The sequence below is a fragment of the Limnohabitans sp. 2KL-1 genome (assembly GCF_003063435.1).
GTDB lineage: Bacteria > Pseudomonadota > Gammaproteobacteria > Burkholderiales > Burkholderiaceae_C > Limnohabitans_A.
This window is the reverse complement of record NZ_NESL01000011.1, coordinates 26,027-41,975: the sequence shown is the minus strand read 5'-3', so window position 1 is coordinate 41,975 and position 15,949 is coordinate 26,027. Positions and strand designations below refer to the sequence as shown.

The window sequence follows — 15,949 nt, the reverse complement described above, 5'->3', positions numbered from 1 at the left end:
CGTTGAGCGTCGGACTCCAGCTTCACACTGAACCCTCAACGCCAAACGCTCAACGAATCAGACACGGTTCATGTCGAACTGGACTTTTTCGCCTTTGCCGTAGACCTTCAGCGCACCTTTTTCGCCAACGGCGTTGGGGCGCTGGAAGATCCAGTTTTGCCAGGCGGTCAAACGGCCAAAGATGCGGGTGGCCATGTTTTCTTTCTGGGCAAAACGCAGGTTGGCTTCCAGACCGGTCAGCGCGTCTGGCGACATGGAAGAGCGCTCTTCCAGTGCCAGGCGAATTTCGTCGGTCCAGTCGATGTCGTCGGGTGCTGCCGTCACCAAGCCCAAGGCCAGTGCAGCGTCAGCATCCAGCGCCTTGCCAATGGCGCCGCGTGCAGCTTCCATAGCGGGCACTTCTTCGTAAAAGCGGCGCTGCAGACGGGTCTGGTCGTTGACCATGGGGAAGAAACCGAAGTTCATTTCGTTCAACTGGATCTTGGGCGCCTTGGCGGCATCGTCGGGCAAAGCCAGCATGTAAGCGCGGTCGGCGCAGAAAGCCAGCTCGGCGAGTGTGCCGACAAAACATGTCCCTTCTTCGACCAAGGCGAACAGGCTGCGCGAAGACACATCCATGCGGGCCAGGGTGCGGCGCAGGTGGCCGATGGTTTCGCGCACCAACCAGTGGTCTTTGTGGGCCAGCAGGGTCGCGTCAGAAGCCAGCACGGCAGCGGCGTCACCGGCTGTCTTGAGCACCCAAGTGCCGATGTCGAGTTCGTTGGTGCGCATGTGCAGGATGGCGTCGTCCAGTTCGCGCACCATCTGCAGCGGCCACCAGTTCACGCCTGCGGCTTCGATGCCAGCGATGTCGGTGGGCTGGGCCGAGGCAGGTGCCTTGACGGTGAAGGTGGCGATGCGCTTGGCGCGGTCGATCTCCACCGTGACGTTGGTGTAAGTCAGTGCATCGGCCGCGATGGTGCGGTTCAAAGGGGTCAGTTCGACGCCCTTGACGCCTGCGGTGCGGATGCTGCCAGCGGCCAATTGGGTGGCACGCTCTTTGACCACGTCCTTGAACACGGCGGGCTTGGCGATCGCATCGACCAGACGCCAGTCCACGGCTTTTTGGCCGCGCACGCCTTCCACGCTGGTGCAGAAGATGTCGGCCAGGTCGTGGCGCACATGGCGCTTGTCGGTCACGCGGGTCAGGCCGCCGGTACCGGGCAAAACACCCAGCAGAGGCACTTCAGGCAAAGACACGGCAGAAGAGCGGTCGTCCACCAGCACGATGTCGTCGCAGGCCAGCGCCAGTTCGTAGCCACCGCCAGCGCAAGCGCCATTCAGTGCGGCGACGAATTTCAGGCCATCGTGCTTGCTGGAGTCTTCGATGCCGTTGCGGGTTTCGTTGGTGAACTTGCAAAAGTTCACTTTCCAGCCGTGGGTGGACACGCCCAGCATGAAGATGTTGGCACCGGAGCAGAACACGCGGTCCTTCAAGCTGGTCACCACCACCGAGCGCACTTCAGGGTGCTCGAAACGGATGCGCTGCAATGCATCGTGCAACTCAATGTCCACACCCAGGTCGTAGCTGTTGAGCTTGAGCTTGTAGCCAGGGCGGATGCCAGCGTCTTCGTTGATGTTGATCGACAAGGTTGCGATCTCGCCATCAAAGGCCAGGTTGATGTGTTTGTATTGAGCGGGGTTGGTCTGGTAGTCAACCTGGAAAGCTTGCGTCATGGTCATGTCTCCGTCGGTGAAAGTGATGAGGTGGGTCTAAAAATGCATTTCACTGCATGTTGAGCTGAAGTTTAGTGCAGGTTTTAGGTCGACGCAATCTGCACTTTAATTCATTTTATAGGTACTTACCCTATGAATCAATTTTCTAGACCAGCCTCATACCGGCAGCAACAAATGCCGGCGAACCGACGACCGCAGAGCCTCAAAGGCCTGGTCTTCGCTGCGATCACTGGTATTGACCGACAAATCGGCCTTGGAATAAAAAGCCGAGCGCCCTTCCAGAATCCGCTTGAGGTCTTCCATCGCCTCGCGGCTGCCGGCCATCGGCCGCATGTCGCCTTGCGCCGCCACCCTGCCCATGTGGTCTGCCGCATCGGCCTGCAACCAGACGGTGGTGCAGTGCGACAGAAGCAAATTGAAGTTGGCCGAATCCGACACCAGCCCCCCGGGCGTGGCGATCACGACTTCGGGGTAAATCTGAATGGCTTCCTCCAGTGCACGGCGCTCGTAGCGGCGGTAAGCATTGGCACCGTACAGGTTGTGGATTTCGCTGATCTGACACCCGGCAAACTGCTCGATTTCGCGGCTCAGCTCGATGAAGGGGTAACCCAGATCGTCGGCCAGGCGCTGACCCAGACTGGTCTTGCCCGCCCCACGCAGGCCGATCAGGGCAATGCGGTTCTTGCGCTCCTGCGCGTTGCCACCTTCACCAAACATGTCGCTCAGCTGCAAGCGGGCACGGCGCAAATCGGCTTCGTGGCGTTTGCCAAGCAATTCGCGGATCAACAACCATTCAGGCGAGGTGGTCGTCACATCGCCCAGCAACTCGGCCAGTGAACATTGCAGGGCATTGGCCACCTGCAGCAGCACCAGCACCGAGACATTGCCCGTGCCGTACTCCAGATTGGCCAGATGGCGCTCCGACACATCGGCGGCCAGAGCCACGGCGCGGCGCGTCATGCCCTTGCGTGAGCGCAGCGTGCGTACCCGCTCACCCAAAGCCTCCAGAAACGGGCTTCTTTTGCTGTCCGACCCGGGGTCGGCGGTCTCCGTCAGCGTCGACTCTTCAGACGTCATGCTCTGCCTTTGTTGTTTTAATCAGGGAAAACCCTGTGACTTATTCCTACCCAAAACATGCACTTTACTGCATACTTCGAGACGCGCACAATAGTGCATCAACTCTGTGTTTATACCGCCAACTGAACCTTCGGAACAGTTTTTTATGGCAGACAGCTGCATTCCCCTGCCACTTTTTTGCGAAAGCACCTGACATGACCGCCTCTTCTTTGCTCCCCAACTTCATCGCAGGCCGCTGGCAAACCGGCACCGGTGCAGGCACCCCGATGTTTGACCCGGTGCTGGGCACCGAGCTGGCCCGCGCGTCCAGCGCAGGCATCGACCTGGCCGAAGGCTTTGCCTTTGCCCGCGAGCAAGGCGGCGCGGCCCTGCGTGCCCTGAGCTACGGCCAACGCGCTGCCCTGCTCACCCAAATCACGGAAGTGCTGCAAGCCAACCGCGACGCGTATTACGAGATCGCCACCGCCAACAGCGGCACCGTGGCCAAAGACTCGGGTGTGGACATCGACGGCGCGATCTTCACCCTGGGCTACTACGCCAAGCAAGGCGCGGCGCTGGGCGACGCCAAGCTGCTGCTCGACGGCCAGCGCATCCGCATGGCCAAAGACCCGGCCTTCCAGACCCAGCACATCCAGGTGCCCACACGCGGCGTGGCGCTGTTCATCAACGCCTTCAACTTCCCCAGCTGGGGCCTGTGGGAAAAAGCCGCCCCAGCCCTGCTCTCGGGCGTGCCCGTCATCATCAAACCCGCCACAGCCACCGCCTGGTTGACCCAGCGCATGGTGAAAGACGTGGTCGATGCAGGCATCTTGCCCGTGGGTGCCCTCTCAGTGATCTGCGGCTCGTCCGCAGGCCTGATGGACCAGCTGCAAGCTTTTGACGTGGTCAGCTTCACCGGCTCGGCCGAGACTGGCAAGATCATCCGCAGCCACCGCGCAGTGACCGAGCTGTCGGTGCGCTGCAACATCGAGGCCGACAGCCTCAACTCCGCCCTGCTCTCGCCCGCCGCCACCGCCGACAGCGAAGCCTTCAAGCTGCTGGTGGCCGAAGTCGCCCGTGAGATGACCGTCAAATCGGGCCAAAAGTGCACCGCGATCCGCCGCGTTTTTGTGCCGCGTGCCTTGTACAAAGCCGCCGCCGAAGCCATTGGCGCGCGCTTGGCCAAAACCACCGTGGGCAACCCGCGCAACGAGACGGTGCGCATGGGCGCGCTGGTCAGCCAAGAACAAAAAACCAGCGTGCTGGCGGGTCTGGCGCAATTGAAGACCGAAGCCACGGTTTTGTTCGACGGCAGCGCGGCTGGTTTGGTCGATGCCGATGCATCGAGCGCCTGCGTGGCCCCGGTGCTGCTGGGCACGGAGTCGCCCATGAGCGCCAAAGTGCTGCACGCGGTCGAGGTGTTCGGCCCGGTCTCCACCCTGATGCCTTACGACAGCATTGATGAGGCCTACGCCATGATCCGCCGCGGCGAAGGCTCGCTGGTGTGCTCGGTCTACAGCGAAGACCCCGCCTTCACCGCACAAGCCTCGGTCGAGCTGGCCAGCAGCCACGGCCGGGTACATGCCATCTCGCCCGATGTGGCGGCCCTGCACAGCGGCCACGGCAACGTGATGCCCATGAGCCTGCACGGCGGCCCTGGCCGCGCTGGTGGTGGCGAAGAGTTGGGTGGCCTCAGGGCACTCAACTTCTACCACCGCCGCACAGCCGTGCAAGGCAGTTCGCTGGCCCTGGACGTGCTGGCCGCACAAGGCAGCCAGCTTGCCCTGTAAATCTGGCCCTGTCATTTTGTGGGAGGCTGCCCCCGCAACCGAATGCTGGATGAACCGACATTCGGCCGCAGGGGCGGCCTCTTGCAAAGCCCGATTGCACAATCAAAACAAAGCGCTACAACAAAGACTCCCGAGGAGACAAACATGACCCACACCGTGAATGCACCATCCACCGACTTCAACTTCGCTCAGCACCTGATCGCCACCAACGCGAGCCGCTCCGGCAAAACCGCCCTGATCGACGATGTGGGCAGCCTGAGCTATGGCGATCTGACGGAGCAAATCCGCCGCTTTGCCGGAGGCCTCAAGGCCATGGGGATCAAGCGCGAAGAGCGCGTGCTCTTACTCATGCAAGACAGCAGCGACTGGGTCGTGGCCTTTTTGGGCTCGCTCTATGCGGGCGTGGTGCCTGTGGCCGTGAACACCTTGCTCACGGCCGAAGACTACGCCTTCATGCTGAGCAACAGCCGGGCGCAAGCCGCACTGGTGTCCGGGGCCTTGCTGCCCACACTGCAAGCGGCGATGGACCTGGTCAAAACCGAAGTCCAGCATGTGGTGGTCTCGCGCCCCACAGGCGCACTGGCACAAGGCCAGTTCAACATGGCCGACTTCGTGGCGCAAAACAACCCCGTGTTGCCCGCGCAAACGCTGGCCGATGAGCCGGCCTTTTGGCTGTATTCGTCGGGCTCCACCGGCAAACCCAAAGGCACGGTGCACAGCCAGGGCAACCTGTACTGGACGGCCGAGCTGTATGGCAAGGGCGTGCTGGAGCTGAAAGAAAGCGACACCGTGTTCTCGGCCGCCAAGCTTTTTTTCGCCTACGGCCTGGGCAATGCCCTCACCTTCCCATTGAGCGTGGGCGCCAGCGTGGTGCTGATGGCCGAGCGCCCCACACCGCAAGCCACTTTCAAGCGCCTGGTCGACCACCAGCCCACCGTGTTTTACGGCGCACCCACCGGCTACGGCGGCATGCTGGCCAGCCCGGATCTGCCCGCCAAAAGCCAGGTGGCGCTGCGTCTGTGCTCGTCGGCAGGTGAAGCGCTGCCGCGTGACATCGCCGAGCGCTGGAGCGCCCACTATGGCTGCGAAATCATCGACGGCATCGGCTCCACCGAGATGCTGCACGTCTTCTTGTCCAACCGCCCGGGCGATGTGCGTTACGGCACGACCGGCAAGGCCGTGCCCGGCTACGAAGTGCAGCTGCGCAACGAAGACGGCAGCGTGGTCACCGGCCACAACGAAATCGGCGACCTCTACATCCAGGGGCCCAGCAGCGCCTTGATGTATTGGAACAACCGCGAAAAGACCCGCGACACCTTCCAGGGCGTGTGGACCAAGAGCGGCGACAAGTACACCCGCGACCCCGATGGCTACTACACCTACGCCGGGCGCAACGACGACATGCTCAAAGTCAGCGGCATCTACGTCTCGCCTTTCGAGGTCGAGGCCACACTGGTGCAGCACCCGGCCATTCTGGAAGCGGCCGTGATCGGCAAGGAAGACACCGACGGCCTGACCAAGACCAAGGCCTTCATCGTGCTCAAAGCCGGTCAGAGCCTGACGCAAGACGAAGTCAAAGCCTTTGTGAAGGAGCGCCTGGCCCCCTACAAATACCCGCGCTTCATCGAGTTTGTGGCCGAGCTGCCCAAGACCGCCACGGGCAAGATTCAGCGCTTTCGTTTGCGCGAGCTGGAAAACGTCAAAAATTAACGCCGCCGTGGCGGATACGGGCTCGGCCTGGCGTCAGCCAAGGTCACAACACCTCGACACCGTGAGGCCGGGGTGGAGGTCAACCCGGTTTGTGCCCAAAGCGGGAGGACTTATGCAAAAGGGTCCATGGCGCGCAGCCATGGACCCTTGATTGTTGGCAAGCGGAGACTCAATCCGCCGCATTTTCCGGTGTCAGGCACAACACGCGTTCAATTTCCTGCTGCAAAACGATTTGCGACATGGGCTTGGACACATAACCGTCCGCACCAGCGCCGAGGAAACGTTCCCGGTCACCGGTCATGGCATGTGCAGTGACCATGAGAACCTGGGTTCTGCGCCCCGTACCGGACTCTCTTTCGCGCAACAACTTCAGTGCCGTGATGCCATCCATCACCGGCATCATCACGTCCATCAACACCACGTCAAAACGGTCTCTCTCCAGCATGTCCAGCGCCTGCAAACCATCGTTGGCCGAGACGTAGCGATAACCCATCCGGTGCAACATGATTTCGGCCAATTTGCGGTTGATGTCATGGTCTTCCACCAACAAAACAGAAACCGGTTTTTGGTAAATGGGGGCCGTTACCCGATCGGACGCCGCATGGGACTCGTCCTGGGCGGCATGAGGGTCTGGCACCACCTTGTTGACGGGCAGCGTTACCGTGAAGCACGCACCCAAATCCGGTTGACCGTTGGCAGTAATTTCGCCGCCCATCAAATGCACCAGTCGCCGGGTGATGGCCAATCCCAGTCCGGTGCCACCAAAAGAGCGCGTGACCGAACCATCGGCTTGCGTGAACGGATTGAACAAGGACAGGGTCCGACTGGGATCAAACCCCACACCTGTGTCGGTGATGCTGATGCGCAGCACATTTTGCCCATCGGTCTGCCCGGAGACGCTTTGGGCAGACACGGTCACGGTCCCCACTTGGGTGAATTTGATGGCGTTGCCGATCAAATTGGTCAAAACCTGGCGCATGCGCACAGGGTCCAACCAGACCAGGTCGGGTACGGCCGATGAAACGTCCACCTCCAGATCGATGTCTTTACCTCGGGCCAACTGCTCCAAAGAACGTGCCGTGTCGCGAATCAATTGGCCAGGGCTGACTTGCAGCAACTCCAGCTCCACAGCCCGGGCTTCAATTTTCGAGAAATCCAGAATCTGATTGATGATGTGCAACAGATGGTTGGCCGAGTCCCGGGCCAACGTCAGGTACTCTTTCTGAACGACTGTGTCCTGGGTTTCCATGGCCAATTCGGTCATGCCCACAATCCCGTTCATCGGTGTGCGGATTTCGTGGCTCATGTTGGCCAGGAACTCACCTCGTGTCAGGTTGTCCTTCTCGGCTTTTTCCTTGGCCTGAATCAGCATTTTCTGGGCTGTTTCAACGGCCGTGAAATCCTGCATGACCGCCACAAAATAAGCTTCGTCGTCGACCCGCATTTCACTGATCGTCATGCGCAGCGAAAACACCTCCCCACCCTTTCGGCGGCCACTCAAGACATGTGGGCCATGGGGGGTCTTGGGATGGCCCTTGCGACGGAATATGTCCAGGTATTCCCCCTTCGCACTTGGCTCCAGCGGCTTCATCAACACATCGATTTGCTGACCCAACAGTTCGCTCAGGGCATAACCAAAGATCTGCGTCGTCGCCACATTGCATTGAACCAATTTGCCTTTCGCATTGGTGACCACAATGGCCTCTGGCACGGAGGCAAAAATGCTGTTGAGCTTGCTCTCACTCAGGCGCATCTGGTGCTCGATTTGCTTGCGCTCGTTGATTTCTTCACTGAGTTGGCGTATCCCTTCTTGTCGCTCGGCGGACAATTTTCGGGATGTGATCAAGGCTTGACGGAAACGGCGAACCAAGACCCAGACGAGCAACAAGCCCAAAAACAAGATGACCAACAACACCACAAAAGTGCGATTGAGCACACCGACACTGGCCAGTTGCCACTCGGACACAGGCAAAACCACCTCCAGCGCACCCCGCACATCGCCTGTTTTCCAATCTGTGCGCGGCGAACCGGGGTAGCTGTTGTGGCAAGCGACGCAACGCAGCAACATGCGGTCAGCCTGGGCATAACGCAGCACCCGCACACCGCCCATGACATCTTCGCGCACATAAGGAACGTCAGGCTTGTCCTTCAAATGGGCGAGCGCCTGTTTCTGAAAATCGTCGAGATGTCGCTCTTGCTCGCGCCAGGGAAACGGCAAATCGCTGTACAGCCTGACTTGGGTTCCCCCATCGACCTTGGACAGGTAATGTCCCAGATCGATCATCAAGGTCGCTGGCAAAGGCAAGGCGTTTTTGCGATTTTTGTAATCGTGCGTGACGGCCACGCCCGAGAGAATGGCTCGGGGCACCAGCTCTTCGGTATAAAAGTTGCGAAACTGCGTCAGACTGGCCGCATGCGCTTGGGCGCTTTCGGTGGCGTATTTGTACACCATGCGTTCACTGGACTGGTAGGTGTAGATCACCACCCACACACAGATACCGACCAGAACCAATCCCAACCACAACAGTGGCCAGCGCAAGAAAACGTGGCGAAGACGCGACTGGAACTGATGTAAGTACTTCACTTTGAACCTTTGGTACAAAGTGAATAATAACAATTAATGTTTCAATTTTTTCTGTCTACGAACATGTTTGACGTAGAACAAAGCCAAATGGATGGCATCGGATCGATTCAGGTGTCCTTGCTGACCTTGATGGTCGGGAACTTGGACGAAAAGTCCTTGGCCTTGGCCGCGATCTTGACCGCCACCTGACGCGCCACCGCCTTGTAGATCTGGGCCACTTCGCCATCAGGGTCGGACACCACCGTAGGTTTGCCGTTGTCGGCCTGAAGGCGAATCTGCATGTCCAGTGGCAAGGCACCCAGATAGTCCATGCCGTATTCGGTGGCCATTTTCTTGCCACCATCGGCACCAAAAATGTGCTCGACGTGACCGCAGTTCGTGCACACGTGCACGGCCATGTTTTCCACCAGGCCCAAAATCGGCACGCCGACTTTTTCGAACATCTTCACGCCTTTTTTGGCGTCCAAGAGAGCGATGTCCTGCGGGGTGGTCACGATCACTGCGCCCGTCATGGGCACGCGCTGGCTGAGCGTCAGCTGGATATCGCCTGTGCCGGGCGGCATGTCCACGATCAAATAGTCGAGTTCTTTCCAGTTGGTCTGGCGCAGCAGCTGCTCCAGCGCCTGGGTGGCCATGGGGCCGCGCCAGATCATGGCCTCGTCCGCATTGACCAAAAAACCAATCGACATGACCTGCACGCCGTAGTTCTCCATGGGCTCCATGGTTTGGCCATCTTCGCTCTCGGGGCGGCCTTCGATGCCCATCATCATGGGCTGGCTGGGGCCGTAAATGTCGGCGTCCAGCAGACCCACTTTGGCACCTTCGGCGGCCAAGGCCAGCGCCAGGTTGACGGCAGTGGTGCTTTTGCCCACACCGCCCTTGCCAGAGGCCACGGCCACGATGTTTTTAACCTGCGGCAGCAGGGCCACACCGCGCTGGGCGGCATGGGCGGTGATCTTGCTGGTCACGTTGGCCGACACATTGGCCACGCCCGCCACGCCTTTGGCGGCCGTGATCAGCGCTTGGCGAATGCCCGGAATCTGGCTCTTGGCGGGGTAGCCCAGTTCCACGTCAAAGGACACATCTGAGCCTTCGACTTGCAGGTTTTTCAGGGTCTTGGTCGAAACGAAGTCTTTGCCCGTGTTGGGGTCGATGACGGTTTGCAGGGCTTGCAGGAGTTGTTCGGGGGTCGCCATGGGGGTCTGATGCTTTCTGAGCTGTCCAAGAATGGGGGGCAGTTTACCGACATGCGGCCCGGTACACCCTAAAATCACCGATTCCCCTACAAGTTACCCCACCATGTCTGCCCCCAACGCCCCGCGCCAGCTTTTTGTCACCACCGCCCTGCCGTATGCCAACGGCAACTTCCACATCGGCCACATCATGGAGTACATCCAGGCCGACATCTGGGTGCGGTTCCAGCGCATGCAGGGCAGCCAGGTCAACTTTGTGGGCGCCGACGACACGCATGGCGCGCCGATCATGATCGCTGCTGAAAAGGCGGGCAAAACGCCCCAGCAGTTCGTGGCCGACATCGCTGCGGGCCGCAAGCCTTATCTGGACGGGTTTCACATCGCGTTTGACAACTGGCACAGCACCGACGCGCCCGAAAACCACGAACTGGCCCGCCAGATTTACCGCGACCTGCGCGACATTTCGGCGGCCGATGGCGGCTCGCTCATCGAGGTGCGCTCGGTGGAACAGTTCTTTGACCCGCAAAAGAACATGTTCCTGCCGGACCGCTTCATCAAAGGCGAGTGCCCCAAGTGCCACGCCAAAGACCAGTACGGTGACAACTGCGAGAGCTGCGGCGCGGTGTACGCACCCACCGACCTGATCAACCCGTTTTCGGCCCTGTCGGGGGCCAAGCCCGAGCTCAAAACTTCGGAGCACTTTTTCTTCAAGCTGTCTGACCCACGCTGCGTCGAGTTTTTGAGCCATTGGACACAAGACGGCAAGCTGCAGCCCGAGGTGGCCAACAAGGTCAAAGAGTGGTTCAGTGTGCGCACCAACCCCGACGGCACGACCAGCGAGGGCCTGGGCGACTGGGACATCTCGCGCGACGCGCCCTACTTCGGCATCGAAATCCCCGACGCGCCAGGCAAGTACTTTTATGTCTGGCTGGACGCGCCTGTGGGCTACCTGGCGTCTCTCAAGAACCTGCTGGACAAGCGCGGTGAGGACTACAACGCCTACATGGCCAACCCGAATCTGGAGCAGATCCACTTCATCGGCAAGGACATCGTGACCTTCCACACGCTGTTCTGGCCCGCGATGCTGCACTTTTCAGGCCGTAAGACGCCCGACAAAGTCAACGTGCACGGCTTCCTGACGGTGAACAACGGCGAGAAGATGAGCAAGAGCCGCGGCACGGGCCTGGACCCGCTCAAATATTTGAGCTTGGGTATGAACCCCGAATGGCTGCGCTACTACCTGGCGGCCAAACTCTCGGCCCGCAACGAAGACATCGACTTCAACGCCGAAGACTTCATGGCCCGTGTCAACAGCGATTTGATCGGCAAGTTCGTCAACATCGCTTCGCGCTCGGCCGGTTTCATCGCCAAGCGCTTTGATGGCAAGCTCGGCACAGTCAGCGCCGACGGCCAGGCCCTGCTGGCCGCGCTGCAAAGCGCCACGCCCGGCATCGCCGCCTTTTACGAGGAGCGCGAATACGCCAAGGCCCTGCGCGAAGTCATGCTGTTGGCCGACAAGGTCAACGCCTACGTGGACCAGAACAAACCCTGGGAACTGGCCAAACAAGAAGGCCAGGAGGCAAGCCTGCACGACGCCTGCACCGCCTGCATCGAAGCCTTCCGCCTGCTCACGCTGCAACTCAAGCCCGTGCTGCCCGCACTGGCCTCGCAGGTCGAGGCCTTCTTGAACGTGGCGCCCTTCACATTTGCCCAAGCACAACAGCTGCTGGGTGCAGGCCACCGCATCAACGCCTACCAGCACCTGATGCAGCGCGTCACCCCTGAGCAACTCGACGCCCTGTTCGAGCCGCCCGCCGTGGTCGAAGAGAAAGTCATTCCCGGCGGTGAAGAAATCGCACCGACGATCGGCATCGACGACTTTGCCAAGGTGGACCTGCGCATCGCCCAGATCGTGAACTGCGAACCCGTGGAAGGCTCGGTCAAGTTGCTGCGCCTGACGCTCGATGTCGGCGAAGGCCGCATGCGCAATGTCTTTTCAGGCATCGCTAGCATGTACAAGCCCGAGGATTTGATTGGCAAACTCACTGTGATGGTGGCCAATTTGGCCCCGCGCAAGATGAAGTTTGGCGTGAGCGAGGGCATGGTGCTGGCCGCCAGCCACGCCGACGACAAAACCGATGCCGGCATTTACGTGCTGAAGCCTTGGCCCGGCGCCCAACCCGGCATGCGGATTCACTGACCGACACCGCCCGCAAAAACGCTGTCCATGTTCCCCCTGATCCGCGGATGGACCGATGTGCAGCGCAGCCCCAAGGCCAATCTGCGGCTGGGGCTGGTGCTCAGCTTCGTGGCCGGGGCCACCAACGCAGGCGGTTTCTTGGCCGTGGGCAGCTACACCTCGCACATGACCGGCATCGTGTCTTCAGTGACCGATGACCTGGTGTTGGGTCGCGTTAGCTTGGCGCTCGCGGGCGTGGTCTGCCTGATGGCTTTTGTGGCAGGGGCCATGTGCACCGCCATCATGGTCAATTGGGGCCTGCGCCAAAGGCTGCGCAGCAGCTACAGCCTGCCGCTCTTGCTGGAGTCGGTCGCCCTGCTGGTGTTTGGGCTGTTTGGCGCGGCCATTGCCGCCTGGTCGCAGCTGTTTGTGCCGGTCACGGTGGTGTTGCTGTGTTTCATCATGGGCCTGCAAAACGCGGTCATCACCAAAATTTCGAAAGCTGAAATCCGCACCACCCACATCACCGGGCTGGTGACCGACATCGGCATTGAACTGGGCAAATGGGTTTACATCAACCGCTTGCAGGAGCCCACGCCTGTGCGCGCCAACCGCGAGCGGCTGCGAATTCATGTCAGCTTGGTACTCGGTTTCATTCTGGGCGGTCTCGCGGGTGCTTTGGGCTTCAAATACCTGGGCTACGTGACCACACTGCCTTTGGCGGTTCTGCTGTGGCTGCTGGGCCTGCGCCCCTTGCTGGATGACTGGCGCCAGCGTGCCGCATAATTTTCAAATCCCGGCCTGAATGCCCTTTTTGCAAAACCCATGAACTGGCTGCAAGCGACCCATTTTTTCAGACCCCGATTGCTCGACAGTTTGCAGGGCTACAACCGGCAGCGGCTCAGCCAGGACATCGGTGCGGGACTCACCGTTGGCGTGGTGGCCCTGCCGCTGGCCATGGCCTTTGCCATCGCCTCCGGCCTCAAACCCGAAGCGGGCCTGTTCACCGCCATCATCGCGGGTTTCCTGATTTCAGCGCTGGGCGGCAGTCGGGTGCAAATCGGCGGACCTGCCGGGGCCTTCATCGTCATCGTCTACGGCATCGTCGAGCGCTATAGCCTGGCGAATCTGATTTTGGCCACCGCCATGTCCGGCGTACTGCTGTTCCTGATGGGCCTGTTCCGGCTGGGCACCTTGATCCGTTTCATCCCGGTGGCCGTGGTGATCGGTTTCACCAACGGCATCGCGGTGCTGATCATGCTGTCGCAAATCAAGGACTTTCTGGGTCTGAAAACCCAGGCCATGCCTGCGGATTTTTTCGGCATGCTGTACACCCTCGGGCACGGCCTGCACACCACCAACCTGGCAGCCCTGTTGTTGGCGCTGGCCTCCTTGTCACTTTTGATCGGATGGATGCGACTGAGCCGCCGCCTGGCAGAAACCCGTTACCAATGGGCCAGCATGGTTCCCGGCTCCATCATTGCCTTGGCATTTGCCACCCTGGCCACCTGGATGCTGTCTTTGCCCGTGGAGACGATTGGCAACAAATTTGGTGGCATTCCGGCGTCCATGCCTTCTTTTCAATGGCCCGAATTCAGTTGGGACAGCGCACGTTTTTTACTGATGCCCACACTGACGCTGGCCCTCCTGGGAGCGATTGAGTCGCTGCTGTGTGCCCGCATTGCCGACGGCATGATCGGTGACCGCCACAACCCCAACCAGGAACTGATGGCGCAGGGCGTCGCCAATTTTGTGACCCCATTTTTTGGCGGCATGCCCGCCACCGGCACCATTGCCCGCACGGTCACCAACATCAAAAGCGGCGGCACCACCCCGATTTCGGGGATGGTGCATGCCTTGACCTTGCTGGCTGTGGTGCTGGTGGCGGCCCCCCTGGCGGGTCACATTCCATTGGCGGCGCTGGCGGCCATCTTGATGTTTGTGGCGTGGAACATGGGCGAATGGCAGGAGTTCATGCACCTGCGGCAATACCGCTTGCCTTACCGCGTCACCTTGCTGGCGGTGTTTTTCCTCACCGTGGTGTTTGATCTCACGGTGGCCGTGGAGGTCGGTCTGGTGGCCGCCTGTCTGACCTTCATTTACCGCATTTCAAGCCTCAGCCGCTGCGAACCCGTCCACAGCAGCGAGCAGCCAATTCTGGCCGGATTCGAACATCAGGTGCAAGCCTGGCGTCTGTATGGCGCATTGTTTTTTGGCGCTGTCAAATTGGTAGAAGCCATCGAGGACAAAATCAACACCCCCGTGCTGGTGCTGGATCTGAAAAATGTGATTTACATCGACTCCTCAGGTGCGGACGCCCTGATGAGCCTGATCGAGACTTGTCGCAAAAACGCCATCCACCTCATTGTCTGTGGCTTGTCGCACCAGCCCCTGGACATTGCCCAACGCAGCGGCCTGATGGCCCACTTGGAGGGGCATTTGCAACCCAACCTGAATGCTGGTTTGGTGCGCGCTGTCAGCATGTGTCCTGACCCAGCCCGGTAAAATGGCCCTATCTCTTTCCGGCAGCGCCTGCGCAGGCCTGCCGGATTTCTTGTTTCTGCTCCGTCAGGATACCCAAATGTCTATTTTTCGCCGCCCTGATTACACATCGGACACCACGCAGTTCATTGACCAACTGAAAGCCCAGCACCCCCAGCTCGAAGCCGAGCAGCGCCAAGGCAGGTCATTGTTGTGGGAGCAGCAAGTGGACCGTGAAGTCCAGCAGGAGTTCAACAAAGGCCGCGTGCAGCAAAAGCCCTACGTTTATCAGACGCAGGCCTGAGCTCTGCCCACGTGCGCGGTCACACCCGCTGAGCCTTGCCATCCGTCCCCACCATGAGCACAAAGCCCACTGAACTGGCACAGTCTGCGGACCAGCCCTCAGCGACCATGCCCGTGGTGGTCGACCAGGTGGCGCTGGCGCGTTTGTATGGCGAACCGCTGTTTTCCATGCCCACCGACCTGTACATCCCGCCGGATGCATTGGAGGTGTTTCTGGAGGCCTTCGAAGGTCCTTTGGACTTGCTGCTGTACTTGATTCGCAAGCAAAACTTCAACATCCTCGACATCCCGATGGCGGGTGTGACGCGCCAGTACCTGAGCTATGTCGATGAAATACGCCAGCGCAACCTGGAGTTGGCGGCCGAGTACCTGCTGATGGCGGCTATGCTGATCGAAATCAAATCCCGCATGCTGCTGCCACCCAAAAAAGTGGCCGAGGGCGAAGAAGCAGAAGACCCGCGTGCCGAACTGGTGCGCCGCCTGCTCGAATACGAGCAAATGAAGCTGGCCTCCATGCAGCTCAATGAAATTCCGCAATACGGCCGCGACTTTTTACAGACCCAGGTTTACATCGAGCAAAGCCTGCAGCCGCGCTTTCCCGATGTCAATCTGGATGAGCTGCAAGCGGCTTGGCGAGACATCCTCAAGCGGGCCAACCTGGTTCAACATCACAAAATCAGCCGCGAAGAACTCAGCGTGCGCGAGCACATGAGCATCGTGCTCAGGCAACTGCAAGGGCGCAAGTTTGTCGAGTTTGAAAACTTGTTCGACCCCAGCCTGGGCACCCCGGTGTTGGTCGTCACCTTCATTGCCTTGCTGGAGCTGGCCAAGGAAACGCTGATCGAAATCACCCAGGCCGAGGCCTTTGCGCCGATTTACGTGCGACTGGCCTACACGCCCAGCTGACAGCCGCAACCCCACCGATCAAAGAACCCTT

The 15,949-nt window shown here is 60.1% G+C and carries 11 protein-coding genes; 7 read left to right on the top strand and 4 right to left on the bottom strand.

Annotated elements, in window-relative coordinates:
- Positions 1-57 precede the first annotated feature (57 nt).
- Together boxC and B9Z47_RS16065 are read right to left on the bottom strand one after the other, a co-directional pair.
- Positions 58-1,716, bottom strand: coding sequence for a 2,3-epoxybenzoyl-CoA dihydrolase (gene boxC / locus B9Z47_RS16070; RefSeq protein WP_108332261.1), 1,659 nt, complete (start codon positions 1,714-1,716; stop codon positions 58-60).
- A gap of 156 nt (positions 1,717-1,872) precedes the next feature.
- The gene (locus tag B9Z47_RS16065; protein ID WP_108332232.1) at positions 1,873-2,793 is read right to left on the bottom strand and encodes a helix-turn-helix transcriptional regulator; all 921 of its coding nucleotides are present in this window, start codon (positions 2,791-2,793) and stop codon (positions 1,873-1,875) included.
- 194 nt (positions 2,794-2,987) lie between these two features.
- Between B9Z47_RS16065 and B9Z47_RS16060 the strand changes: the two genes are divergently transcribed.
- Both B9Z47_RS16060 and B9Z47_RS16055 read left to right on the top strand, forming a co-directional pair.
- Positions 2,988-4,562 (top strand): 3,4-dehydroadipyl-CoA semialdehyde dehydrogenase, encoded by a 1,575-nt coding sequence (locus B9Z47_RS16060; protein ID WP_108332231.1) that lies wholly within the window; start codon positions 2,988-2,990, stop codon positions 4,560-4,562.
- A gap of 144 nt (positions 4,563-4,706) precedes the next feature.
- Positions 4,707-6,272, top strand: coding sequence for a benzoate-CoA ligase family protein (locus tag B9Z47_RS16055; RefSeq protein WP_108332230.1), 1,566 nt, complete (start codon positions 4,707-4,709; stop codon positions 6,270-6,272).
- Positions 6,273-6,441: 169 nt separating this feature from the next.
- Here B9Z47_RS16055 and B9Z47_RS16050 read toward each other — a convergent pair whose 3' ends face one another.
- Both B9Z47_RS16050 and apbC read right to left on the bottom strand, forming a co-directional pair.
- A complete protein-coding gene (locus B9Z47_RS16050; RefSeq protein ID WP_158271703.1) occupies positions 6,442-8,856 on the bottom strand; it encodes a response regulator in 2,415 nt (804 codons plus the stop codon).
- Between the two features lie 107 nt (positions 8,857-8,963).
- On the bottom strand, positions 8,964-10,085 hold the full coding sequence (gene apbC / locus B9Z47_RS16045) for an iron-sulfur cluster carrier protein ApbC (protein ID WP_255418475.1): 1,122 nt from the start codon (positions 10,083-10,085) through the stop codon (positions 8,964-8,966).
- Between the two features lie 70 nt (positions 10,086-10,155).
- On the opposite strand from apbC, the gene metG reads away from it, so the two are divergent.
- The 5 genes from metG (at position 10,156) to B9Z47_RS16020 (ending at position 15,918) form a co-directional block, all read left to right on the top strand.
- Positions 10,156-12,249: a methionine--tRNA ligase gene (gene metG, locus B9Z47_RS16040; RefSeq protein ID WP_108332227.1), complete on the top strand. Its 2,094-nt coding sequence runs from the start codon at positions 10,156-10,158 to the stop codon at positions 12,247-12,249.
- Between the two features lie 27 nt (positions 12,250-12,276).
- A complete protein-coding gene (locus B9Z47_RS16035; protein WP_108332226.1) occupies positions 12,277-13,014 on the top strand; it encodes a YoaK family protein in 738 nt (245 codons plus the stop codon).
- Between the two features lie 39 nt (positions 13,015-13,053).
- Positions 13,054-14,733, top strand: coding sequence for a SulP family inorganic anion transporter (locus B9Z47_RS16030; RefSeq protein WP_108332225.1), 1,680 nt, complete (start codon positions 13,054-13,056; stop codon positions 14,731-14,733).
- A 76-nt stretch (positions 14,734-14,809) separates the two neighbouring features.
- Positions 14,810-15,013, top strand: a complete 204-nt coding sequence (locus tag B9Z47_RS16025; protein ID WP_108332224.1) for a DUF3460 family protein — start codon at positions 14,810-14,812, stop codon at positions 15,011-15,013.
- A gap of 53 nt (positions 15,014-15,066) precedes the next feature.
- Entirely contained in the window at positions 15,067-15,918 is an 852-nt protein-coding gene (locus tag B9Z47_RS16020; protein WP_108332223.1) for a ScpA family protein, read from the top strand.
- The last annotated feature ends 31 nt before the right edge of the window (positions 15,919-15,949 follow it).